The sequence below is a fragment of the Acidovorax sp. genome (genome assembly GCF_027492855.1).
Lineage (GTDB): Bacteria > Pseudomonadota > Gammaproteobacteria > Burkholderiales > Burkholderiaceae_C > Acidovorax.
On the sequence record NZ_JAPUDY010000099.1, the window covers coordinates 231,750 to 255,475 of the forward strand.

Below are 23,726 nucleotides of genomic sequence, written 5' to 3' on the forward strand. Positions count from 1 at the left end.
ATGACCCTCATCACGTCCGACGTCCGGTTCTTGGGCATTGATCTTCGTGCCCTGTGGCGTGAAGTGCGCCAAGCATGGATGTATTTTCAGACTCGGGCGCCTTTGTCATGGCTCACCCCGGCGGTCCCGGTGCGGTTGATTCAAGGTGATGGAGATGAGTCGCTTTGGAGAGATGGGAGGAGACTGAGCCCGGGTTCTTCTGCTCTTAAAAACACTAAAGGAGCTAATAAGCCGCTACTTGCACTCGAATTGCCCGATGATCTTGTGCTGTGTTTGGCTTGGAGTGTGCCAGCGGTGGGAGACGCGGACATTCTTAGCGCGATCGCACTGCACGCCCAGTCCGTGAGCCCGTTTCCCGAGTCCGATCAAATATGGGGCTACCGGATGCAGCCAAGCGTCGATGGCATCGCCCCAGTGGTGGACATTGCCGTTGCCTCTCGAAAGCAGGTCGCTCAGCACATTCAGGCGCAAGCAAGTCGATTGGGGGGCACTAATGTGCCGGAGATTTGGGTGCTGCCTCCCAAAGGGGGGGCGCCTATAGTCCTGCAAGGATTTGGTGAATCCGCACGGCACGCACGGGAGGCGAATGGCCGTGCTGTCCGCTACGTGTTCGTGGCGGGCGTGTTCGCGTTGTTGGCGGCCATTGTCGCCACTCCTTCGCTGCAACTGAGATCGCGTGCTCTGGATGCCTATGTGATGCATCGAGCGTTGATACAAAAAACGGCACCTCTTGTAATGCAGCGTGAAGCCTTGATGAAGAGTGCAGAGGGACTCGGAGTCCTGGCTGAACTTCAGGCTCTGCGCATAGAGCCGCTGCGGGTATTGGAAAAACTCACCCGCGCACTTCCTGACGATACGGCTTTGCAGAGCTTTCTTCTAAAGGAGCAGAAGGTGACCATTGGCGGCCTCACCGCCAACGCCTCTGCTCTCATGCAAATACTGAGCGAGCAGGAAGGTTTGCGCGATGTTCGCGCTCCCAGTCCTGCCGTCCGGTCGGGGGGGGACTCCAAAGAAAATTTCACCATTGAATTCATGGTTGACCCGCACGTCTATGGCATGGCGCCTGGCGCTTCTGCCGCCGGTGTGGCCGCGAAAGCATCTGCTTCAAGCCCGTCGGAGGGGAAACCATGAACAAGCCCGCCTTGCGCAGGGGTGTCATTGTTGCGCTCTGTGCGGTCATCGTCCTGCTGCCTTTGTTGTGGGGCGGCCTGTTTGTCTGGCGCAAGTACGTCTGGGTCAGCGACAACCTCGCACGCATCGAGCCCCGCCATGCGCGGTTGCTTGGTCTTGAGTCACAGGGGGCAGATCTGGCTGGCATGCTCCAGCGCACTCAAGCTATGCGCGCGCAATTTGTGTACCCTGCGTCGCAGGATGATGCCCAGACGGGCAATCTTGCCCAGCAAAAAGTGCGCAGCATCTTTGCCTCTGCCGGCCTTCAGGTTATCAGTAGCCAAGTACTGCCTTCCAAGGAAAACAAAGGCTTTGACCGCATTCCGCTTTCCGTGCGGGTAGAGGGAGAAATGCTGGCTTTGCAAAGTGCCTTGGCTGTCCTGGGCAATCAGCAGCCGGTGATATTTATGGACGATATCAACATCCAGTTGGTAGGCGGTTTGAGCCAGGCCAACATGCGGGTTGCCCCGAAGCTCGCTGTTCAGTTTAACTTCAGCGTACTACGGGAGCGTTCATGAGCTTCATGAATCGGTACGCACTCCATGCGCTCCTGGGCCTGAATCTCGCGCTCGCGTTGGTATTGGCCTTCCTGTGGGTCGGGCCTGGTGGCAAGCTGCGACGCACACATTGGCAACCTCCGGCCGCGCAAATGACCGACTATGCTGCCATGTTGCCAGATATACCGGCTTCGGTGCCAATGAGCACGGGTGACGTCATGGCCATGCTTGAGCGCCCCTTGTTCACCATTACCCGTCGTCCCCCTCCGCCTCCCCCGCCGCCGAAGCCGACCGAAGCGCCTGCGCCAGACAATCTCAGCACCGCCAAACTCACGGGTGTTTACATGGGGCAAGAGGCAGGTGGTGTCATTCTTAACATCGGCGGCAAAGACCGGCGGGTGCGCATGCGTGAACAGGTGGAGGGCTGGACGCTCTCTGCCATAGATCAGCGCAGTGCCACTTTCTCCAATGGTGACAGTCAGCGTGTTTTGCCGCTCCTCAAAGGTAGTCTTGCTAATTTTACGGGTCAGGTGCCGGCGGCTCCCGTGCCACCGCCATCTGTTGCATCGCCTTTGGCTGTCCCAGCTCCCGCAGAGAATCCTGCAACTGCGACCTCGGGCGCAGCCAGAAGCGGGCGCCCGCAACCTGTTTTTGGCGGCAGCATTCGCTAACGCAGACTAATACCTATCTAACACAAGGGTTCTTGAGAATCTATGTCGACATCCTCCAGTCAGCTCCTTGCCGTGACAGCCCTTGCGGCCCTTCAGGTAGCGTGTGTCCAGGCGCCTTTGCAACCGGTTGCCGCCGCTCCCTCGTCGGCATTTGCTCCGGTCACGACCAATATCAAGACAGAATCCGGGGGGGCTGCGACGACGACTAGTTCATCCGAGCCGCAGTCTGTTGGGGCACCCGTACCTGCGTCCACACCCGCTGCGGAGCCGCGCTATATACGCGGAAACGATCAGGTGGTGGCGCCGCCCAAGCCCGTTCCGGCGATTGAGGGCAGCCCCATGGTCCTCAACTTTGAAGAGGCGCCTGTGGCTGAGGTCGTCCGCACTGTGCTGGGCGACATCATGAAGGCTCCCTATGTGCTTCATCCGCCCCTGAGCGGCACAGTCACCCTGACCACCCGCAATCCCGTAGCTCCAGACCAAGCCGTATTTTTGCTCGAGAGCGCATTACAGGCCAACGGCCTGGCGATGGCGCGCGACGCGCGGGGCGCCTATCACGTTGGTCGAGTGGACGCGCTCAAGAACCTTGGTGTTGGTGCGGTAGGTCAGGCTGGTAGGGGGGCTCCATTGCCGCCGGGTTATGGGGCTGTGATCGTGCCTCTGCAGTACATTGGGGCTGGCGAAATGGCAGCCATTCTGCGGCCCTTGGCGTCCGGTGATGCCATTGTGCGTGTGGACAACGTGCGTAATCTTCTGGTATTGCGTGGCAGCCGAGCCCAGGCCGAGGGCTGGCTTGATCTTGTCAGCACCTTTGATATTGATTTGCTCAAAGGCATGTCGGTGGGGCTATTTCCTCTAAAGCATGCCACCATCAAGGAAGTTGAAGAGGCATTGCGTCTTGTTAGCGGCGCGCCACAAACCTCTGTGCCTGCAGGCAGTGCGGCGGTCGCCGCGGCCAGGCCTGGTGGGGCTACTGGCACTGCATCTTCCGGCTCGTCAGCGGCAGCCATGTTGGGTGAGGGCAATCCGGTGTTCGGTGCGCTGCGCGTGATGCCTGTAGAGAGGCTCAATGCCATATTGGTAGTGACTCCGAGGGCTGCATATCTGGAGGATGCCCGTCGCTGGATTGAAAAGCTCGACCAACCCGGCGACGGTGGTGCTGATGCGCAGTTGTTTATCTACCGGGTGCAAAACGGCAATGCAAAGCACCTGGCAGGCGTGCTTTCGGGCATTTTCGGAGGTACGCAGCAAAGCGGCGCCAATGTCGCGAACAGCGGCGTGGCGCCTGGATTGCGCTCGGGCGTCAGCAACTCGTTCGGGCAGTCCCAGTCCTTTGGAAGTACAGGCGGTTTTGGTGGAGGATTGGGCGGTGGCTATGGAGGGGGCTCGTTTGGTGCGAACAACGCTTTCGGCGTCAATAGCGGGGGGGGCAATGCGTTCGGCAATCAAAATCGCAACAACACCGGCCAAGCCGCGGGTCAAGGGGCTGTTGCCGCGACGATTGGCGGCGTGCGCGTCATGCCTGATGAGCAGAACAACTCCGTTCTGGTGTGGAGTACCCGGGCCGAGTTTCAGAAAATCGAGGCTACCCTCAAGCGCTTGGACCTGCCGCCCACGCAGGTGCTTATTGAAGCCAGCATCATTGAGGTGACCCTTGGCGACGATTTGAAGTATGGCTTGCAATGGGCTTTCTCGGACACTCACCGGGGAGGGCCAGGCCATGGCGTTGTGGGTGCGCTGCCCGCCGACTCTGGCGGAGGCTTTTCGTACACGCTCAAGGAGACTCTGGGTAATATGCGGGTCACCCTTAACGCGCTTGCGGCTAAATCGCTCATCAAGGTCATCTCCAGTCCATCGTTGATGGTGCTAGACAACCAGACTGCCACCATTGCCGTCGGCACACAGCAGCCTATCCGTACGGGCGAAACCACCAACCTCAATACGGTGGGCAACACGACCACCACGACCTACCAGTACAAAGATACTGGCGTACAGCTTGCTGTGCAGCCGTCAGTCAATTCTGGCGATCTTGTCACTATGGATATCACCCAGTCCGTCACCGATGTGGGCGAAGGAGACACGGTCACTGGGCAGCGCGCGTTCTTGCAGCGGCAAATCAGCAGCAAGGTGGCGGTGCGCTCGGGCGAAGCCATTGTGCTTGGCGGGCTCATTAAAGACAATGCGTCCTCAGGCCGTTCTGGAGTGCCCTTGCTAAGCGGGTTGCCCGTGGTGGGCGGACTCTTCGGCGCCACCACGAGTACCAGTGGACGCACCGAGTTGCTCGTTGTCATCACTCCCCGGGTCGTACGCACCGACCCCGAGATTCGCGAGGTCAGTGAAGATTTGCGCGAGCGCCTCAAAGGGCTGCGCATGTTGGACTTGCGCCAAAACGGCCCTGCTTCCCGCATCTCTGCCGAGCCTAGCGTGCCAAACGCCGCTCCGCAGCAGTAAGTCGTCCGCAAACTGGGCATAGATGGCGCACCGAACCTCTTTGGAGTAAAGGGCGGTTGCCGACTCCATAGATTCGCATCGAGCGGTCTATACCATTCGTTTTTCTACAGGAGAAAGTTAACATGAACATGTCCCCATGGCAAAGTCCACGGCCCTTGCGTGCCGGCATTGCTGCAATATTGGTAGCGCTGGCGGGCTGCGCAAGCATTGGCGATCAAACACCCGAGCAGCAGGTGGAGCGACGTGCCGCCGCCTACTGGAAAGCCAGGGCGAGCGCAGACCTAAAAACAGCTTATTCGTTGCTGACGCCCGCCTATCGCGGCATCAATAGTGAAGAGCAGTTTGGCAGGCAGTTTGGCACGGGGGCTGCCTTGACCGATACTGGGGTCGAAAAGGTGACATGCGAAGCCGAGGACCGTTGCACCGCGCGGATCAGAATCACGGCCAAACCAGCAGTGCCCGGGTTGAGCTTGCCGAAAGTTACCACCTACATAGATGAAACATGGCTGCAACAGGGGCAGCAATGGTGGCGTTTTGAGGAGCCTTGAAATGCGTTGGCCTAATAGCAACACTTTGGCGAATGAGGCCTATTTTCTCTTAGTTGGTGAGTGTACATTCCTAGCTCGCAATTGCTAGTGGTGCGGCATGGTACGTCTGGCGCGATGCATCTATTGGTGCTGGATTTGTTGTTGCGCTTTAGCAACTAATTGAGCGAAGGATCGGGTCCGTGGCAGGTTTTTTCAAAGGCTGTGCTAGGATTCTCATGCGTAATCAATCGTGGTAGTTGCGCTTATTTTTTTAACTGGAGTTAAAGCATGAAAAAGAATGTATTGGCACTGAGCATTGCTGCCATGGTTGGTGGCTTTGCCGGCGTCGCACAAGCAGGCGTCATCAATGCCGCCGCTGCCCTGGCAACTGGTGCCGTCATGGGTACCAATCCGGAAACGACGCCTGGTACTGTGGCTGCTGCGGCTGCGCCTCTGGCTACCGCGCTGGAAATCAACCCCAATCGCGTGGGCCACATGCTGGTGGTGCCTTACTACACGGCTCAAAATGGCAACATGTCGGTCATTCACCTGACCAATACCGACCGTGCCAACGGCAAGGCTGTGAAGGTCCGTTTCCGCGGCGCTGCGAACTCTGACGATGTGAAGGATTTCCAGTTGTACCTGTCGCCTGGCGACGTGTGGACTGGTGCTGTGCTGCAAGGTGCTGACGGCGCGGCTGTTCTGTACTCGGCTGATAACAGCTGCACGGTTCCTGCAATCCCCAGCACCGGCACATCTTTCGCTACCGCTCGTCTGAACACTGCTACGAACGTGAATGGCACGCGTGAAGGCTACGTTGAAATCTTCAACATGGCTGACATTCCTTCTGTGCAGCTGTACTCTGCTACTGGCGCTGGTGCTGGTGCAGTGAACTCGAATCTGTACAACGCCATCAAGCACAATGCTTCCGGTGTGGCTCCTTGCTCGGTGACAGGCTCTGCTGCTCGCACCGCGCTGGACAATGTCGCTTTGACCAACTACACCACTGCTGCTGCAGCTGCTGGCATTGGTTTCGGCCTGCCTACCACTGGTCTGACCGCTGACTGGTACATCCTGAATCTGGCCCAATCCACGGCCTTCTCGGGTTCGGCAACTGCTGTGGAAGCTCGCGCTGGTGCTGCTGGTGCTGCTGGTGCTGCTAACTTCGTGCACTTCCCGCAAACCGACGTGGGTTCTGGCGCGTTCTTCTCGGGTGCTAACACTCCAGCCGATGCCTTCACGGCTGACCCGCTGCTGCGTCAGCAAGCGGTCAACAACGCCAATGCAGCTGCTGCAGGCCCTGCTGTGACGCCTCTGTTCATCGACCTGCCTGACATGTCGACGCCTTACGTCACGCCAATGGGTGCCGCTCCAGCGGATGCCAACCTGCCTAAGGTGCAAGCTGCCATCCTGACGCGCGCTCTGTCGCGCACCACGGTGGCTAATCAGTTTGCACTGGATGCTGGCATCAACGCTGCTACGGACTGGGTGTTCTCCATGCCTACCCGTCGCTACAGTGTGGCTGCCAACTACACCGTGTCGCCTGCAACGGCTGCTGGTTATCGCCTGTACTCTGACCTGAACACCGTTCAAGCTACGGCTGCTACGGCTGTGGCTGGTGGTAACACGTCGTGGTTCAACCCCGGTAACACCCGTGTGGACGCCCGTGGCAACATCTGCGTGGACGCTGCTGGCATGCGTTTCTTTGACCGTAACGAAGTGACCTCCGGTGCTGCTCCGATCTTCTCGCCTGCTGTGGCTGGAACGCTGAGCTTCTGCGGCGAAACCAGCGTGGTGTCGTTCTCTTCGCAAAAGGTTCTGGGCTCCAGCTCTGATCTGACGGCGCTGACGATGACGGCTCCTTACGCTAACGGTTGGTCCGTGGTGAGCGTGCCTAACGCTACTACGTTGGTGGCCGGTAACATGACTGCCGCTCAGCCTAATGGTGCTGGCTACGCTGCTGGTGCGACTAACCTGGGTCTGCCAGTGCTGGGTGATGCCTTCATCAAGCTGAACAACGATTCCGCTGGTAGCGGCTTCAAGAGCACGTTCGGCGTGACTTGGGCGCACCGTTAATCAACCGTTTTGGTTGAACTTACCGCAGCAATGCGGTCTCCAAAAAGGCGGGGTAACCCGCCTTTTTTTTATTGCCTGCCCATACCGGGTGGGGCCAATTTTTTCCTATTCGATCGTATGCACAAGTTCGCACGCACCTTCATCGAAAACCAGCTCGGCTATTTGCCTGCGCTACATATCCCAAGACCCGCAGCCTTGGTGGCCGGTAGCCTGCTGGTGCTGCTGGCAAGCGGGGCATCTGCCAACGAAACTCTCGCTCATGGACAAGTGAGTGGGGCTGGAGCAGTGCAGGTGACTGCACAAGATATCGAAGTGGACATGCAGCGTATTCCTCCGGAGGTTCGTCCACAGGTCTTGGAGCAGCAAGCCACCATGAACCAGTTGGTCACGAATCTGTACTTGCGTCGTGCGATTGCGCAGAAGGCCGAAGCGGATGGCATACAAAATTCGCCTTCCGTGGCAACTGCATTGGTGCTGGCACGAGACAAAGTGCTTTCCGATGCGTTGCTGGCATTGATCGACAAGGCAAACCAACTGACCGATGCACAAGCACTGGAGCTGGCCACGACGATGTATAAAGCAAAGCCTGGCGATTTTGTGAGGCCGGAGCAGGTGCGTGTGCGTCACATCTTGATCACACCCGCCGCAGCAGGCGGCGAGGAGGCTGCGAAAGCTAAAGCGGAAAAATTGCTTGAGCAGTTGAAGTCGGGCTCAGATTTTGCAGCCCTCGCAAAGGAGCATTCGAATGATCCCGGTTCGGCTGAAAAAGGGGGGGACGTAGGCTTGTTTGCCTCTGGTCGAATGGTTCCTGAGTTTGAAGCAGCAGCATTTGCGTTGCAGAAGCCAGGGGAACTGAGCGGTCCCGTGAAATCGCAGTTTGGCTATCATCTCATCCAGTTTACGGAGCGAAAGCCCCAAGGTGTGCAGCCCTTTGACGAAGTACGCGAAGGTTTGGTAGCCAAAGTGAAGCAGCTCCAGGTGGACAAGGGGCGTGTCAAACTGGTGGATGAGCTGAAGGCCACAATGAAGCTGGATGAGTCTGCTGTCTCAGACGCTTTCAAGAAGGCGTTGTCGGCACCGAAGCCGTAAGCACGTTTTCGTTCGGTTGGATGTGTGGTAGTAGGCGCTTTCCAGAGCGCCTACTACCACTTTTGCTCCGTTGACTGCGTTCCCGTTGAAACTTTATTTATATAGGCGCCTTCTTGCCGAGGCGCTCTTTCGCATTCATGTTGCATGCAGTAGGCGTTGAACTCCGTGCTATCTGGAGCGCACGCGCGCTGGTCTGGGTGCTTACAAAACGAGAGGTTGCCGCACGCCATGCAGGCACGGCCGCGGGTATTGTGTGGCCCTACATCCAGCCATTGTTAACAGTGGCGGCTTATTATTTGGTGTTCGATGTAGTGTTTTCCATGCGGTTGGGCGATGGCGCCCCTACGCATGCCGTTGGCACTTACCTGATTGTTGGGGCCCTACCTTGGATGGCCTTTTGTGATGCCATATCCAGAGGCATGAACAGTCTGATCGATGCGGGCGGGCTGCTGCATAAAAACCCTCTGCCTCCTGTGCTGTTTGTGGTGCGTTCGGTGCTCGCCAGTGCGGTGGTATTTGCACCTTTGCTGCTGTTGCTGGCACTGGCGTACGCGCCTTTGCACGGCTTTGGGTTGCCGACGCTGTCTCTGCCCCTGTTGCTGCTGCTGCAGTGGGGGGTGTGCTTGTTGCTAGCCTATGTGCTCGCCATTTTGGCGGCGGCCCTGCGAGACACGGTGCAGATGGTCGGCTTTCTGCTGTCGGTGGGCATCTATCTGTCACCCGTGCTGTTTCCTATGGCGCTCTTCCCGGAGCGCTGGCGCTGGGTGTTGTGGCTCAACCCCATGACTGCGCCGGTGCAGGGATATCAGCAGGTGTTGTTGCAGGGTGCGTGGCCACTCCCGGCAGTGTGGTGGGTACTGTTGGCCTGGATGGGTGTGCTCGTGTTGGTGCTCAACCTCCTGATTGAACGCAGCCGCGACCAGTTGGTGGACTGGTTATGAACACCGCGCAATCAGCGCTGTCGTCTGGTCCTGACGCACAGGCCGTCGTGCTGCGTGTTCAAGGCGCAGGCAAGGAGTACAAGCTGTATCCGTCGCCGCGGGCCCGTTTGAGAGCATTGCTGACAGGGCGTGCATTTCATCGCAGTCATTGGGCCTTACGGGGGGTGTCTTTCGAGCTGCAGCGTGGCGAGTGTATCGGCGTGATTGGTGACAACGGTGCAGGCAAAAGCACGCTTCTGAAGCTCTTGGCAGGGACGCTGCAGCCCAGCCAGGGGTGCATCGACCGCGTGGGGAGAGTGACTGCCATCCTGGAACTGGGAGCCGGCTTTCATCCGGATTTCAGCGGCCGCGACAACCTCTACTTTGCTGGCAGCCTCATTGGCCTTGACCATCATGAAATGAAGCGGCTGGAGCCGGAGATCATCGACTTCTGTGAATTGGGCGAGGCGCTTGACCGCCCCGTGAAAACCTATTCATCAGGCATGACAGTGCGTTTGGCCTTTGCCTTGGTGACTGCGGTGCAGCCCGACGTGCTGATCATCGACGAGGCGCTCGCAGTGGGCGACCAGAACTTCCAGAAGAAATGCGTAGAGCGCATCACGGCGTTTCGCAACAATGGATGCACCATCCTGTTTTGCTCGCACAGTCCGTACCATATTCGCCATCTTTGTGATCGAGCCCTTTGGCTTAAAGGTGGGCAGGTGGAGCAGTTTGGCGAAACCGAGGCTGTGCTGGCTGCCTACGATGTTCACACGCGCCTGAGAGACGCTGAAGCACAGGAAATACTGCAACCTGCGGTGCCCGCCGCGCAGATGGACCCTGTGGCAGGGATGCCGCACCAGCCGAAGGATCGGGCTTATGGCGGGAGCGCATGCCTTTTGGCGGTGGATGTCGCTGATCTTGGCGAACCGCCTGAGGGGCAGCCCCCAACGCTTCAAAGCAAGGACCTTGTGGTGACAATCACTGCCCGAGGGCGGGGTGATGAGCGTCCCCACATCGGCTTCATGATAGAACAGTCCAAGGGGGTCGGCATCACATCGCTGGCAACCCATGAGGATGGGGCCGCCCCGGTGCGTTTACCCGATGGCACCTGGCGGTCTGTTCTCTCCTTTCCCGACCTCCCCTTGCACAGTGGGGACTACGTAATCAGTGCGTTTTTATTCGATGAAACGGGACTGGCCGTGTACGACGAGTGGTTCCAGTTTCTGCATTTCCGGTTCATCTTCCCCAAGCCATTGCCAGGTTTGGTGCGCTTGCCGCATCACTGGAGCTGAGGCCACGCGCCGCTACCAGCGTGATGGGCGTAACCCAGACCGACCAGATAATTGACAGCCGTATGACAACGAAATTAAGAGAAACCACCAATGGTCAGCGCCTACTCGACGAGGGGAGGGATTTGCTGGCACAGGGTAATCGCACGGGCGCCGCACAGGTGCTGGCACGGGCGAGGGATGAGCGCGATACCTGTCTGGCCGCACACACACTGATTGAAGCCAATGGTTTGGTAGGTTCCTTCTCCAATGTCATGGGACTCGACTGCACGATTGCTGCGCAAGACGATATTTTTGGATTCTTTGCAGGGCACCCTTCAAGTCGGAACCCTCTGCGGGACTACTTGGCAGATGGGTGGCGAACCTTGTCTGAACTGATGGTCTTGCTGGAGGCCGTAGATCAGCCTATCCTCAAGATGTCCAGTGTTCTGGAGTTTGCGAGTGGGCACGGCCGTTTCACGCGACATCTCGTCAAGGCCGTTGGCGCTGAGCGGGTGGTGGTGTCGGATGTGGTTCAAAGCGCTGTCGATTTTTCACGCAACACATTTGGTGTGAACGGATTTCCGTCTGCAAGCATTCCCGAACAGGTGGAGTGGCCTGCTCGCTACGAGTTGGTGTTCGTGCTTTCACTTTTCAGTCACCTGCCGCGTTCCACCTGGTCGCGCTGGCTGAAGGCGCTGTACGAGGCCGTGGCACCCGGCGGGCTGCTGGTTTTCAGTACCCATGGTCTCAAGGCCGCGAATTTTGATCATGTGACCCTGGACGAAGAGGGTTACTTCTTCGCCGCGTCCAGCGAGTCCACCGCAATCGATGAGCAGGAGTACGGAACCACTTTCACGTCCGAGGCATTTGTGCTTGCGCGTATTGCGGAAACAGTGGGCTCCGACAAGCTTATTCACAGGATGCCCGTGCATTTTTGGAACCACCAGGATGCCTATGTGTTGCGCAAATTCTAACGATGCGTCGGTTCTGATGTTGCGATCGTTTTTTGAGAAAGCGCTACTTCAATGAACTGGATACTCAGGCTTCGTGAGCAGATCTCGGGACTAGCCCCTTGGGATGCAGAGAAGATCACGGATGAGTGGTTTCGAGCCCACTTTGAATACGCTGCGGATGTCGTTCACCAGTGGGTTGGGGATGTGTTGGACGTGCGTACGGCGACATTTCTGAATTTTGGTTGCGGCGATGGCATCACGGACTTGTCGCTGGTTCTGCGTTATGGGGCCACCACCATTCATGGGGTGGATATTCGACGTGAATATGCAAAGCTACCCGCGATAGCACGTGAGCAACTGGGCATGGCACGCATTCCGTCGGCACTGACGTTTGAAACCATCCAGCCAGGGGCCTCGCTGGCAGGTAAACGTGTGCCGGTGGATGGAATCATGAGTTGGTCCACCTTTGAGCACGTACAGCGTGATCAGTTGGCGCCAATTCTGGCGGACCTGCATGCGTGCCTGAAGCCGGGGGGGTACTTCTTCATTCAGATTGAGCCCTTGTTCTATTCTCCCTACGGGGCGCATCTGCGTCGCTATGACGGGGTGCCGTGGCATCACTTGCTGGCATCCGAGGAGGAGCTATGGAGGACCATTCAAAACCATGACGGCCCTATCGATGCCGCCGAGGTGGATTTTGGTTTTGCCGATTTTGGCGTGGATGGCTATAAGCGTTTTGTATTCAGGGAGTACCAAGCCCTGAACCGCCTGACAGCCGATGAGCTCGTGGATTTCGCCACCCAGGCAGGTTTTCATCTGCACCGACAGGAGCGGCGCAACGTGGAGATGGCTGTGCCGGAGAGTTTGCTGGAGCGCTATCCGAGGGAGTGGCTGCTCAACAACGAGATTCTGCTGTTGCTGCGCAAGGAATGACGGGCATGGGTATGCAGGCGTCCAGCGAGCATCAGAACGCGTTCAATGCACTGCGCATTGGTGCTGCTTCTGCGGTGATTTTCAGTCATCATTTTCATATCACAGGCACACGACCCCCGGCATGGCTGCATTCGGATATGGTAGGTGGCGTGGCTGTGATGACTTTTTTCACTATCAGTGGGTATCTGGTGACCCTGAGCTGGCTGCGTGATCCACGTCTTCTCGCATTTGTGGCAAAGCGCCTGTTGCGGCTGTGGCCCGGCATGCTGGTTGCAGTCGTGGCAGATGTATTGCTGTTCGGATCCACATTTACCGCGCTGCCACTGCGTGAATTCTGGACGCATCCAGCAACACTGGAGCATTGGCGCAACCTGCTGTTGGTGGAGGCTTACGTCAACTTGCCGGGGGTTTTTCCGGCCAACCCGCTGGCCGGACTGATGAACGGGCCGCTGTGGACCATTCCGATGGAGCTAATGTGCTACGCGGGACTGGCAGCCATCGGTGTGCTCGGGATGTTGCGCTGGCGCGTGCTGGGATGCATCGCGGCGCTGGGCTATATCGCTTATTTTTTGACGATGCGCAATGCCGACTTGACGGGCACTATGTACCACTGGTTTGAGTATCCGGCTTATTTCGCCTTTGGTGGCTTGATTGCTTTGTTGCGTGATGTATTTCTGTTGCATGGGCGGGTTGTGCTGCTGGCCCTGCTGCCATTGGCAGCAGGGCTCTTCTTTGGGCTAAAGCTGGAGCATTCGGCAGGCTTGTTGCTCTTGCCGCCATTGTTGATTTATCTTGGATTGCACGAGGCACCGGTGTTTGCGCGGCTCCACCGGGCAGGGGATCCGTCTTACGGTATTTATATCCTGGGCTGCCCTATCCAGCAGTCGGTGCAGGCGATCTGTCCACAGTTGCCGTTTGCAGCGAGTCTATTGTTGGCGTTGCTGCTGGCGCTGGTGGCGGGCTACGCGTCATGGCACGCTGTGGAGGCGCCGGCCTTGCGTCTCAAGCGTTTGTGGGGCCAAGCGAGCCGACCCGCCAAGGTGACGGGTTGGGTGAATGCGTCTTGAGCCATGGTGAGAAGCGTTGCCTCTATCGCCTTTTTGGCGGTGAATGACTGAGACGTCATGCAGCCGAGCCACCAGAATAATCATTTTAATTTGTTGCGCTTGGCAGCGGCTTTGGCTGTGTTTGTCGCTCATGGGGATTTTCTATACCGACTGCATCTTCCGGTGCCGTTTGCTGGCCACAGTCTAGGCTCCGTGGCGGTTTACATATTTTTCTTCATCAGCGGCTATCTGATATGCCAGAGCTGGTCGCGGGAGCCGGACTGGTTTGCTTTCTGGATCAAACGCTTGATGCGCATCTACCCGGGACTTGTCGTGGCAGTGGTTTTCTCGGTGTGCATCGTCGGTTGGTCTGCGACAGTGCTAACTTCTGCCGACTATTGGCAGGCTCCAGGAACGTGGAGCCACCTGGCCAACAACGCTGCTGGTCTGGCTACCGTACAGACCCTACCCGGAGTGTTTGAATCGAATCCTTTTGCCCGCGCAGTGAATGGCTCGCTCTGGACGATTCGCTATGAGCTTGCGATGTATTTTTTGTTGGCCTTCTTGGCCTGGGGGGGCGGTGGACGCCGTTGGGTCTATCCGATGGCTGTCTGTGTGCTCGCATCTTTGTGGGGTGCTGCCCGGTCAGGTGGGTGGGATGCTGCCATTGAGGCTGCGGGAGGTGGTGTCGCGGATGTTTTTCGCTGGCGGGATTTCTGCGGTTTTGGTGTGCCCTTTTTCATGGGTAGCACGATGGCCGCATATGCGGTTAGGCCGCAGTGGTGGATGGGCTGGGTTGCCGGAGCAATGGTGGTGTGCGCCATCTACTCATCTAGTGTCGTGGCAGTTCAGGTTGCTGTGTGGGCGCTCGTGGTTTTTGGTACGTTCCACGTGGCACATGCAAGGAACCCTGGCCAGCGGAGTCGTGCCCGAGGGCAGACCGATCTTTCCTACGGTATTTACATCTACGCGTTCCCGATTCAGCAGGCAGCGACGGAGTTTTGTCTGCGAGAAGGTTGGCCATTGAGCGTCTGCATGCTGGTGTCGCTGGGTTTCATTTTGATGCTTGCGGCGCTATCGTGGCACTGCGTGGAGCGCCCGTGTATCCAGGCCGCTCATCGATATTTGGCAGCACGGCGACAGTTGCGCTCTATGTTTGCAGCCAATTCTTGATCGTGCGCTGCCAGTGCCCCGGAATGTGCTGGGCCACCCCGCGCAGCAGCGGATTGGAGCGCAAACGCACAACACCCGACAGCAGCAGCGACTTAGTAGTGTTGTGGGGCCTGTCAGTGGGTACCACAAGATGCTCTAGTAGAAACTGCATCGAAGCGGGGGCAACCTTTGCGGCAGGGGGTAGGCCGACAAGGTAGTTCTGGCGGTAGTCCCAGTCACTGGGTGGAGTGTTGCCCGTCTGTTGTGGTGGCTGGGGTGACAAGCCTTTGGCAAAGTTTTGTTCACGCAACATTAGCAACAGGTTGAGGTACTCCACGGGAGACTTGTCCCAGCGCACTACCCAGCTCCAGGGGCGTCCTGCCAGTCGTTCGGGAAAAGCGCCCAAATCGGGTGCGACCACGGGGAGCCCTGCCTGCAGGCTCGCGCTGAGGGTGTAGCTGTATGTCTCGGGCCATTGGGCGGGGAACCACACCAGATGGGGCTGTAGCCACTGCAACAGGCCTGGCAGGTCTTTTTCGTCGTAGGCACCATGAACTGTGAGATGGGCTCGTGGTTGTGTTTGCAGGTGGCGGTAACCGTAGCCCAGCAAGTGAAATTCAAGCGGCGCCTTTCGCTTGGCCGCTTCAAGTGCCACGGCCTCTAGCAGGTCGGCCCCCTTTATTGCGCTGAGTGCACCCAACACTACGATCTTGAGGGTGGTGTCTTCAGATAGTCGTTTGGCTTGGGGTTCCGGTAGTGCGGGGGGGGCTGTGATGGCTGAGTCGGTGTGGGGGATCGTGCGCACGCGCGCGCCGGGGGCAAAAGCCGCCATGCGCTGTGCGGTGTCTTGACTGGGAGCGAGCACGAGGCGCGCCCCTGTCAGGAAGTGTCGGTTTCGGTGACGCCAGTCCGCCACAGTACCGCTCCCCATAGGCGCGGGGTCTTGCGGTGAGCAGCACGCGCACTGGCCGGGCGCATGCTCTCCGGCATAGCGGTTATCGCTGCCAGTGACGGAGATGTGGGTGCAGTAGCTGTAGAAATCGTGTGCGGTAAAGTCGTAACCTACGTCCAGCTGAGGAGGAAGATCAAGAATCAGCGGGTCGTGGCCGAGCAAATGATGGTAATGGATGTGCCGCACGCCTAGTTGGGAAAGGGCCTGCACGAGATCCTGGTACTGGTCTGCAAGCCGGAAAAGAAGTTGAAAGCCTTCACCATCGTTTGCAAGGGTCAAGCGCACGCAGCGGCCTGGTGCAGGGGTCAAGGTCAGGAAAACGGCCTGCGCACTCAGGTGGTGGGCAAGTTCTCGCACATGGCGCAGCGTACCGCCTGCACGGTCATGCAGCACGGCCAGAACAACGGGTAGTTGGGCGCGCAGGATGCGTGCCACGTCTAACGCAAGTCGATATGGTTGCGCAGGATCCGTCTGGACGAAGGCCATCACATCGCGCTCGTAGCGCGGGTGCAGGCGTCGCAAAGTCTCCATGGCAGCGCGCTCGCGTGGGCTCTTGCTGTCGCCAAAGCTCACGCCGCCGGTGTGCAGCACAAACGTGTCGAGCAGGTGCAGGTTGCGCCAGCCCGCCTCTGCAGCCCTTTGGCAGAAGTCGTTTTCCTCACCGTAGCCCTTGCCGAAGTTCTCAGTGTCAAAAAGGCCAACTTGTGTGAGGCAGTCACGGCGGATATACATGCAAAAGCCGACGCCTGTGGGCACATCCACGACTGCGCCAGGGTTGGTTTGCGCGCACAGGGCGTCCAGTCGGGCCGTGTCGTAACCATCCGGCAATTGGTTGTCCTTGCAGAAACGAGGGTAGCTGCAGATGGTGGCGTTGTTGGAGAACGGCGTGACAGAGGCCACCTTGCTGTCGCCATAGGCTGCGCGGCGAATGCGGTCCAGCCAGTCGTTGGCCACCTCGGTGTCGCTGTTGAGCAGAAGCACATCGTTGCTGCCGCTCAGGGCCATGCCGCGATTGACGGTGCCAACGAACCCCAGGTTTTCGGGGTTCTCCAGCAGGGTGATGCGACCATCTTGCGAGGCACGTTCGCGCAACCACTGGGTAACTTCAGGCTCGGGGCTGGCGTCGTTGATGACGATGAGGCGCCAGGCGCTCTGGTTGGTGCTGGCCAGTACGGATTCGACGCACAAGCGGGTGTCGGCCAGGCCTCGGTACACGGGAACTATGATGTCCACCGGGTGTTGAGGGGGCGTTATGGGTGTGGAGGCGGGGGCAGGCTGGGTGGCTTTGGGGCCACGGCCCAGTAGTCGGTCCAGTCGCATCTTGGCGTGAACAATAGGGCGGGTAGCGCGGAACACGGTAGAGGTTTCGATGGTGTGAAGGTGTTGGGCCAACTCGTCCAGGTCGCTTTTGAGGCGGGTGGCTTCTTGTTGCCAAGTGGCGCGTTGTCTGGATGCCGCTTGGTTGGCCTCTTCCAGCAACTGGTTGCGGTTTTGGGTGGCAGCGAGATCTGTTTGCACGCTGTTGAGTCGGCCGACGGTATCGCGGCAGTTGCTTTCCAACTGAGCAATCCGGTCATGCAGCGGGAGCACCGTGCCAGACAAGGCCACATAGTCCGCAGACATGGGCCAACCCAACTCAACCTCCAGTGTGGTGCCTTCTGAAGGGTACTGCGCCAAAACCGCAGGGTCGATGGGCAACTCGAACCATGGTTCGTCGCCAGCGAGGAGGAGCAGCGTGGCGCCGGACGCCGCTGGCAAGGGGGCTTGCCAGACAATTTGGCTGTGGGGTGTCGTGGCCAGAAGTGATCGCGAATCGGAATCGGCGGCCCATTGCCACAGCAGGTTGCCTTGCGCAGTCCGCAATGCCAGCCGATACAGGTGCACGAACCCTGGTCGGTCGGCAGGGTCCAGACGTAGCTGAGTGACGGGCGCCTCGGTGCTAGGCAGCTCGAAGCGCAGGGTTTGCCGCTCTCGGCCAATGACGCCTGATGCGGTGAGCTTTCGGGATTCGTCGTAGTGGCCGTTGTGGCCCAGATAGAGTTGGGTGGTGAACAGCGCGTGCGCAGGGCCTCCAGTTGAAGAGGAGGGCATTGCTGCAGGCACAGTTTCGGCCGTTGGATGCGCAACGCAAATGAACTGGTAGGTCAGTGCATCCTGTACGCCCAGCAAATGCCTGGCCACGGAGGGGGGCAGGCGGTCAAAGGCGACATCAAATTCTGATTCAGGCAGCTCGCGTGTGATGGTGTCGATGGAGTCGGGCACCCATCGTTGTTCTCCGAGAAAGCGGGCCAGTGACTTGCGTGTGAAGAAGCGCAGGTGGGTGCGATCCAGCAGACCTTCCTCGCGGTAGAGAAACTCGCCTTCCAGCAACTCGGCGATGAGGCCGCTGTAGCCAGCGTTGGGCACGGAGATGAGCAGCTTCCCCTCCGGCTGAAGCAGTTGTCGGCAGGCGCCCAGCACGCGTTCAGGGCGGCTCAGGTGTTCCAGCACGTCGGCGCATACGATGAAGTCATAGCGTTGGCCTGCAAAAGTGGTCAGCAGATCGCACGACTCGAGGTTGTCCACCACCACGTGCCGGTAGTGGGGCCGCGCATGGGCGGCTTCGGCTTCGCTGAGGGTCACGCCGTCCATGGTGCAGCCCCGTGTTTCCGACAGATACTGGCCCAGGGCACCACTGCCACAGCCCAGGTCCAGCACCGTGGCCTGGTCGTGCACCAGGCTGGCCAGCACTGACAGCGATGTGCGCTCGCCCGGGGTAATGCTGCGCAAATAAACGTGCAAATCTTCTATTGAATGCGTCATCCCGGGATTATGACGGTGGGGGTGGAGTATTTGTAACAGTGCCTGGGGCGGGAACTGGGACAATGCAGCCTTGATGAACGTCTCTTCTTTTTCGCCGCCACGCAGTCTGGTGATTTCTGTGGTCAGCCATGGCCACGGGCCATTGGTGCAGGCGCTGCTGCACGATCTGGCGAGATTTTCTGCAATCACCGTGCAACGCGTAGTGCTGACGCAGAACCTGCCCGAGGCAGAACCCCAAGCCCCTGCCATGGGGTGGCCGTTCGTGTTTCAGATTGTCAAAAATTTCACGCCCGCCGGGTTTGGTGCCAATCACAATCGGGCACTCTCGGGCGCAGCCGAGTCTTTGGTGTGTGTGTTGAACCCCGACATCCGATTGGGTGGGAGCGATCCGTTTGCGGCGCTGGCCCAGGCGGCGGCGCAGGTGGGTGTCGGGTGCGCCTACCCGGTGCAGTTGGATGAGCAAGGGCGGCTGCAGGACAGCGAGCGCGAATTGCCCACGCCCTGGACGCTGTGGCGTCGCCGCATGCTGGGGCGCTGTGAAACCCGGGTGGATTGGGTGAATGCGGCCTGCATGGTGTTGCCGCAGCCTGTGTGGCGCGCCGTGGGCGGATTTGATGAGACTTACTTCATGTATTGCGAGGATGTGGATTTGTGCCTGCGGATTCGTCTGACCGGGCGGGCGCTGGTTCGCGCGCCCGCGCAGGTGGTGCACGCCGGTCAGCGTGCCAGCCATAAGCGCTGGAGCCACTTGCAGTGGCATGTGCGCAGCTTGTTGCGTTTGTGGCGCTCCCCGGCCTACGCGCAGGCGCGCCATTTGTTACGGGGTGACGTGACCCGCGCGGGTACGATCGGCCGCTCATGATTTGGTTGTCTTTTGTCGCTTTTGTGGTCGTGGCGCTCGTGGCGGGGCTGATTGTTCGCTGGATGCGCAGCCACGCTTCCGTCTATGGCAATGGCATGCCGCAGCGTTTTCATCTGGGCGATATCCCCCGGTTGGGTGGGGCTGCGTTGCTCTTGGGTATTGGCTGCAGTTGGGGGCTGGGCGCGCTGCAGTCCCGGTGGTGGGGCGATCCCGGTTCGCTCGGGCTGGGGGCTTGGGTGGGGACATGGCTACTGGTGCTGCTGCCTGCCGCCTTGGGGGGTATTGCCGAAGACATGACCCAGCGCCTTTCCGTGCGCTACCGCTTGATCCTGACCGGTGCATCGGGTGTCCTAGCTGTTGGGTTGCTGAACTTGACCCTGTCCCGTGTGGGCTGGCCCTGGTTTGATGCCGTTTTGGCCGCCGCCCCTTGGTTAGGCATGGCTTTTGTGGTGCTGGCGGTGGCGGGGCTCCCCCATGCGTTCAACATCATCGACGGCTACAACGGCCTGGCGGGCATGGTGGCCTTGATCGTCTGTCTGGCGCTGGCCCATGTGGCCTTGCAGGTGGGGGACCGTGCGCTGGCGGCGCTGCTGGTGTCTACCGCAGCAGCCACGGGGGGGTTTCTGGTCTGGAACTATCCGCGCGGCATGCTGTTTGCGGGGGATGGCGGGGCCTATGTGTGGGGCGTGGTGATTGCCATGGCCAGCATTTCGCTGGTGCAACGCAATGCAGATGTCTCGCCTTGGTTTCCCATGCTGCTGTTGATCTACCCTGTGTGGGAGACGGTGTTTTCCATCTACCGCAAAGCGGTTCGAGGGGTGTCTCCGGGGGTTGCAGACGCGCTGCATTTCCACCAACTGATCTACCGGCGCATCGTGCGCGGGGTGTTTCATGACGATGAGTCGCGCCGTGTGCTGATGCGCAACAACCGCACGTCGCCTTACCTCTGGGGTTTTACTTTGTTGACGGTGGTGCCAGCGGTGCTGTTTTGGAACAACACGCTCTTGCTCGCGGCGTTTTGCGGGCTGTTCGTGGTCAGTTACGTGATGGCCTATCTGGCGATCGTGCGCTTCAAGGTGCCGCACTGGCTGCGCCACTGAGTGTTGCCTTACATCACGTGTGCCCTGCGAATGCGGCACAATTTGCGCCTTACTGTTTTCTTCTTCTGGATGGCCCGCCTCCATGACCGACCTTCTTTCGATTGCCCCACGCGACAAGGCTGAAATCCTGGCCCAGGCGCTGCCTTACATCCGCAAGTTCCATGGCAAGACCATGGTCATTAAGTACGGCGGCAACGCCATGACCGACCCGGCCCTGCAGGCCGACTTCGCCGAGGATGTGGTGCTGCTCAAGCTGGTGGGCATGAACCCCGTGGTGGTGCATGGCGGCGGACCGCAGATCGAGACGGCGCTCAAGCGCCTGGGCAAGAAGGGCGAGTTCATCCAGGGCATGCGTGTGACGGATGCCGAGACCATGGAAGTGGTGGAGTGGGTGCTGGCCGGTGAGGTGCAGCAGGACATCGTGGGCCTGATCAACCAGGCCGGGGGCAAGGCCGTGGGGCTGACCGGGCGCGACGGCGGCATGATCCGTGCGCAAAAGCTCAAGATGCTGGACAACAAGAATCCCGCCATCGAACACGATGTGGGCCAGGTGGGCGACATTGTCTCCATCGACCCCAGCGTGGTGAAGGCGCTGCAAGATGACGCGTTCATTCCCGTCATCAGCCCCATCGGCTTTGGCGAGAACAACGAGAGCTACAACATCAACGCCGATGTGGTGGCCAGCAAGCTGGCCGAGGTGCTGCGCGCCGAAAAGCTCATGCTGTTGACCAACACGCCCGGCGTGCTGGACAAGGCGGGCAACCTGCTGACCGACCTCACGGCCCGCGAGATCGATGCGCTGTTTGCTGACGGCACCATCTCTGGCGGCATGCTGCCCAAGATCGCGGGGGCGCTTGACGCCGCCAAGGCGGGTGTCAACGCGGTGCACATCATTGATGGCCGTGTGCCGCACGCCATGCTGCTGGAGATCCTGACCGAGCAGGCCTACGGCACGATGATTCGGTCGCACTGATTTTTCGATACATCAGCAGCCTGCCATGCGCTTGCTATTGGTCGAAGACGATGTGATGGTGGCCAGCGGCATCAAGCTGGGCCTGACCGACGCCGGTTACGCCGTGGACTGGGTGGGCAGTGGCGAGCGCGCCGAGGAGGTGCTGCGCACCGAGTCGTTTGACGCGGCCATCATCGACATCGGCCTGCCCGCCATGGATGGGCTGGAACTCACCCGCCGCCTGCGCCGCCCTGACATGGCCAGCCCGGCCATGCCTGTGCTCATCCTGACTGCGCGCGACGCTCTGCACGATCGGGTCCAGGGTCTGGACCTGGGGGCGGACGACTACATGGTCAAGCCCTTCGAGTTGCCCGAACTGCTGGCGCGACTGCGGGCGCTGCTGCGCCGCTCGCAGGCCGCCACCACGGCGGTGCTGAGTTTTGGTCCGCTGGAGCTCGACACCGCCGGCCGCCGCGCGAGCATCCGCAGCGACAGCGGTGACGCCGAGCAAGTGATCGAGCTCGGTCCCCGCGAGTGGACGGTGCTGGAATACCTGCTCATCCATGCCCCCAAGCCCGCCAGCAAAGACAAGCTTCTGCAGGCGCTGACGGGCTGGGACAAGGAGATCACGCCCAACGCGGTCGAGGTCTATGTCTCGCGCCTGCGCGGCAAGCTGGAGCCCCACGGCGTCGCGTTGCGGTCGATTCGTGGTTTCGGCTACCGGCTCGAGCTCCAGGCGCCCTGACCGGGGCTTCTTTTTCCCCTTCCTCTCCCGCCATGGCGCTTCAGAGCGGTTTCACCCAGCGGCCCGGCTTGCGTGCCATGACGTCCGACCTGCGGACCCGGTTGCTCCTGACGCTGGTGTTTCCGCTGTGCCTGTTGGCGCTGGTGGGAGTGTGGCTGGACTACCGATCTGCCGACGAGGCCGCAAGCCAGCACGATCAGCGCCTGCTGCGCTTGCTGCCCGCGCTGGCCGATTCGGTGCTGGCCCCTCCGATCCATGACAACCATCCACCGCTTCTGCTGCTGGCGCCACCCATCGAAGAATTTCTGCGCCAGAACGCAGGCTTTTCGGCCTACAGTGTGCGCGACACCTCGGGGCGCCTGTTGCTCGGCGAAAGCTGGGTGCAGGGGGCCGTGCCCAGCACGCAGGCCCCTGAGTTCCATAGCATGGAATTTGGTGGCGTGACCTACCGGGTGGCGATGCAGCGTGGCGGAACGGGCGCCGGAGAGTTGGTGGTGGCACTGGCCGATGGGTCCGATCCGCGCCAGCAGTGGGGCCAGCAATTGCTGCTCAGGGTGCTGCTGCCCAACCTGGTGCTGCTGATGGCCGCCGGGCTGGCCATCCACTGGGCGGTGCGGCAGGCTTTCAAGCCCCTGGTGGGCCTGGCCGAGGCGGTGGAGCGCCGCTCGCCGCGCGACCTGAGCCCCATCGACGAGGCGGCCTCGCCTGACGAAGTGCGCCCGCTGGTGCATTCGATCAACCGCTTGTTCGCGCTGGTCAACGCGCAGGCCGAGGGCCAGCGCCGCTTCGTGGCCGATGCCGCGCACCAGTTGCGCACCCCGCTGGCGGGCTTGCAGGCCCAGGTCGAGGCCTGGGCCATGATGGCCAAAGCAGCGGCGCCGCAGCGCCCATTAATCCAGGATGTTGATCCAAAACAGCCTCTAGCGCAGGATAGTCGTGCGCAGGGCGCTATTGTTTTAGGGGTTGATCAGATCGAAAAACTGCGCAACGCCACGCGCCGTACCTCGCAACTGGCGCACCAGTTGCTGGCGCTGTCCCGTGCCGATGCGCGCAGCCTCGATGCCCAGCCGCCGCAGCGTGTGGACCTCAAAGATCTTTGCGAGTCGCTGCTGGAGAACTTTTTGGATGCCGCCACCGGCAAGGGGCTGGACCTGGGGCTGGACGTGCAACTGGTGCACGTCACCGGCCACGGCTGGCTGTTGCGCGAGCTGCTGTCCAACCTGGTGGACAACGCCATCAAATACACGCCGCCGGGTGGCATCGTCACCATCCGCTGCGGCCTGCGCCAGGGCCGCAGCGGTCCACCGCGCGCCTATGTCGAGGTGGAGGACGACGGCCCCGGCGTGTCCGAGGCCGAGCGCACGCGGGTGCTCCAGCGGTTCTACCGCGTGCCGGGGGCGGTGGGCGAGGGCACGGGCCTGGGGCTGGCCATTGCCGATGAGATCGTGCGGGTGCACCGCGCCACACTGAAGCTGGGCGAGGGGCCAGAGGGGCGCGGACTGTTGGTGACGGTGTTGTTTCCCCTGTAGCTGGGTCGGGCGCCTGGCCTTGGGG

The 23,726-nt window shown here is 60.1% G+C and carries 19 protein-coding genes; 18 read left to right on the forward strand and 1 reads right to left on the reverse strand.

The features are described 5' to 3' along the window. The 13 genes from Q0105_RS19420 to Q0105_RS19480 all read left to right on the forward strand — a co-directional run bounded on the left by Q0105_RS19420 (nt 1) and on the right by Q0105_RS19480 (nt 14,780). Nucleotides 1–1,131: a PilN domain-containing protein gene (locus tag Q0105_RS19420; RefSeq protein WP_298214154.1), complete on the forward strand. Its 1,131-nt coding sequence runs from the start codon at nt 1–3 to the stop codon at nt 1,129–1,131. Further along, complete coding sequence (gene gspM, locus Q0105_RS19425; protein ID WP_298214156.1) at nt 1,128–1,688, forward strand: type II secretion system protein GspM; 561 nt, start codon at nt 1,128–1,130, stop codon at nt 1,686–1,688. The genes Q0105_RS19420 and gspM overlap by 4 nt, the downstream gene beginning before the upstream one ends. Further along, entirely contained in the window at nt 1,685–2,338 is a 654-nt protein-coding gene (locus Q0105_RS19430; RefSeq protein ID WP_298214158.1) for a hypothetical protein, read from the forward strand. The genes gspM and Q0105_RS19430 overlap by 4 nt, the downstream gene beginning before the upstream one ends. A 339-nt stretch (nt 2,339–2,677) precedes the next feature. Continuing rightward, complete coding sequence (gspD, locus tag Q0105_RS19435) at nt 2,678–4,789, forward strand: type II secretion system secretin GspD (protein ID WP_298214160.1); 2,112 nt, start codon at nt 2,678–2,680, stop codon at nt 4,787–4,789. A gap of 122 nt (nt 4,790–4,911) precedes the next feature. Next, nucleotides 4,912–5,337, forward strand: a complete 426-nt coding sequence (locus tag Q0105_RS19440) for a hypothetical protein (protein ID WP_298214161.1) — start codon at nt 4,912–4,914, stop codon at nt 5,335–5,337. A 267-nt stretch (nt 5,338–5,604) separates the two neighbouring features. After that, nucleotides 5,605–7,392 (forward strand): cell surface protein, encoded by a 1,788-nt coding sequence (locus Q0105_RS19445; protein ID WP_298214162.1) that lies wholly within the window; start codon nt 5,605–5,607, stop codon nt 7,390–7,392. Nucleotides 7,393–7,509: 117 nt separating this feature from the next. Beyond that, the gene (locus Q0105_RS19450) at nt 7,510–8,481 is read left to right on the forward strand and encodes a peptidylprolyl isomerase (RefSeq protein WP_298214163.1); all 972 of its coding nucleotides are present in this window, start codon (nt 7,510–7,512) and stop codon (nt 8,479–8,481) included. 137 nt (nt 8,482–8,618) lie between these two features. Next, nucleotides 8,619–9,422, forward strand: a complete 804-nt coding sequence (locus Q0105_RS19455; RefSeq protein ID WP_298214165.1) for an ABC transporter permease — start codon at nt 8,619–8,621, stop codon at nt 9,420–9,422. After that, entirely contained in the window at nt 9,419–10,696 is a 1,278-nt protein-coding gene (locus Q0105_RS19460; RefSeq protein WP_298214167.1) for an ABC transporter ATP-binding protein, read from the forward strand. Before Q0105_RS19455 ends, Q0105_RS19460 begins: the two co-directional genes overlap by 4 nt. A gap of 62 nt (nt 10,697–10,758) precedes the next feature. Beyond that, a complete protein-coding gene (locus Q0105_RS19465) occupies nt 10,759–11,649 on the forward strand; it encodes a class I SAM-dependent methyltransferase (protein WP_298214168.1) in 891 nt (296 codons plus the stop codon). A 51-nt stretch (nt 11,650–11,700) separates the two neighbouring features. Next, entirely contained in the window at nt 11,701–12,561 is an 861-nt protein-coding gene (locus Q0105_RS19470) for a class I SAM-dependent methyltransferase (RefSeq protein WP_298214169.1), read from the forward strand. Beyond that, a complete protein-coding gene (locus tag Q0105_RS19475; RefSeq protein WP_298214170.1) occupies nt 12,516–13,628 on the forward strand; it encodes an acyltransferase in 1,113 nt (370 codons plus the stop codon). Before Q0105_RS19470 ends, Q0105_RS19475 begins: the two co-directional genes overlap by 46 nt. Nucleotides 13,629–13,685: 57 nt before the next feature. Beyond that, on the forward strand, nt 13,686–14,780 hold the full coding sequence (locus Q0105_RS19480) for an acyltransferase (protein ID WP_298214171.1): 1,095 nt from the start codon (nt 13,686–13,688) through the stop codon (nt 14,778–14,780). Here Q0105_RS19480 and Q0105_RS19485 read toward each other — a convergent pair. Beyond that, a complete protein-coding gene (locus tag Q0105_RS19485; RefSeq protein ID WP_298214173.1) occupies nt 14,758–18,513 on the reverse strand; it encodes a methyltransferase domain-containing protein in 3,756 nt (1,251 codons plus the stop codon). The genes Q0105_RS19480 and Q0105_RS19485 overlap by 23 nt on opposite strands. Before the next feature lie 73 nt (nt 18,514–18,586). Between Q0105_RS19485 and Q0105_RS19490 the strand changes: the two genes are divergently transcribed. The 5 genes from Q0105_RS19490 (at nt 18,587) to Q0105_RS19510 (ending at nt 23,701) form a co-directional block, all read left to right on the forward strand. Continuing rightward, a complete protein-coding gene (locus Q0105_RS19490; RefSeq protein ID WP_298214176.1) occupies nt 18,587–19,375 on the forward strand; it encodes a glycosyltransferase in 789 nt (262 codons plus the stop codon). After that, nucleotides 19,372–20,475, forward strand: coding sequence for a glycosyltransferase (locus Q0105_RS19495; protein WP_298214178.1), 1,104 nt, complete (start codon nt 19,372–19,374; stop codon nt 20,473–20,475). Before Q0105_RS19490 ends, Q0105_RS19495 begins: the two co-directional genes overlap by 4 nt. 82 nt (nt 20,476–20,557) lie before the next feature. Further along, nucleotides 20,558–21,448, forward strand: coding sequence for an acetylglutamate kinase (gene argB / locus Q0105_RS19500; RefSeq protein ID WP_298214180.1), 891 nt, complete (start codon nt 20,558–20,560; stop codon nt 21,446–21,448). Nucleotides 21,449–21,473: 25 nt separating this feature from the next. Next, nucleotides 21,474–22,172, forward strand: coding sequence for a response regulator transcription factor (locus tag Q0105_RS19505; RefSeq protein ID WP_298214183.1), 699 nt, complete (start codon nt 21,474–21,476; stop codon nt 22,170–22,172). A 77-nt stretch (nt 22,173–22,249) separates the two neighbouring features. Further along, nucleotides 22,250–23,701, forward strand: coding sequence for a sensor histidine kinase (locus tag Q0105_RS19510; RefSeq protein ID WP_298214452.1), 1,452 nt, complete (start codon nt 22,250–22,252; stop codon nt 23,699–23,701). The last annotated feature ends 25 nt before the right edge of the window (nt 23,702–23,726 follow it).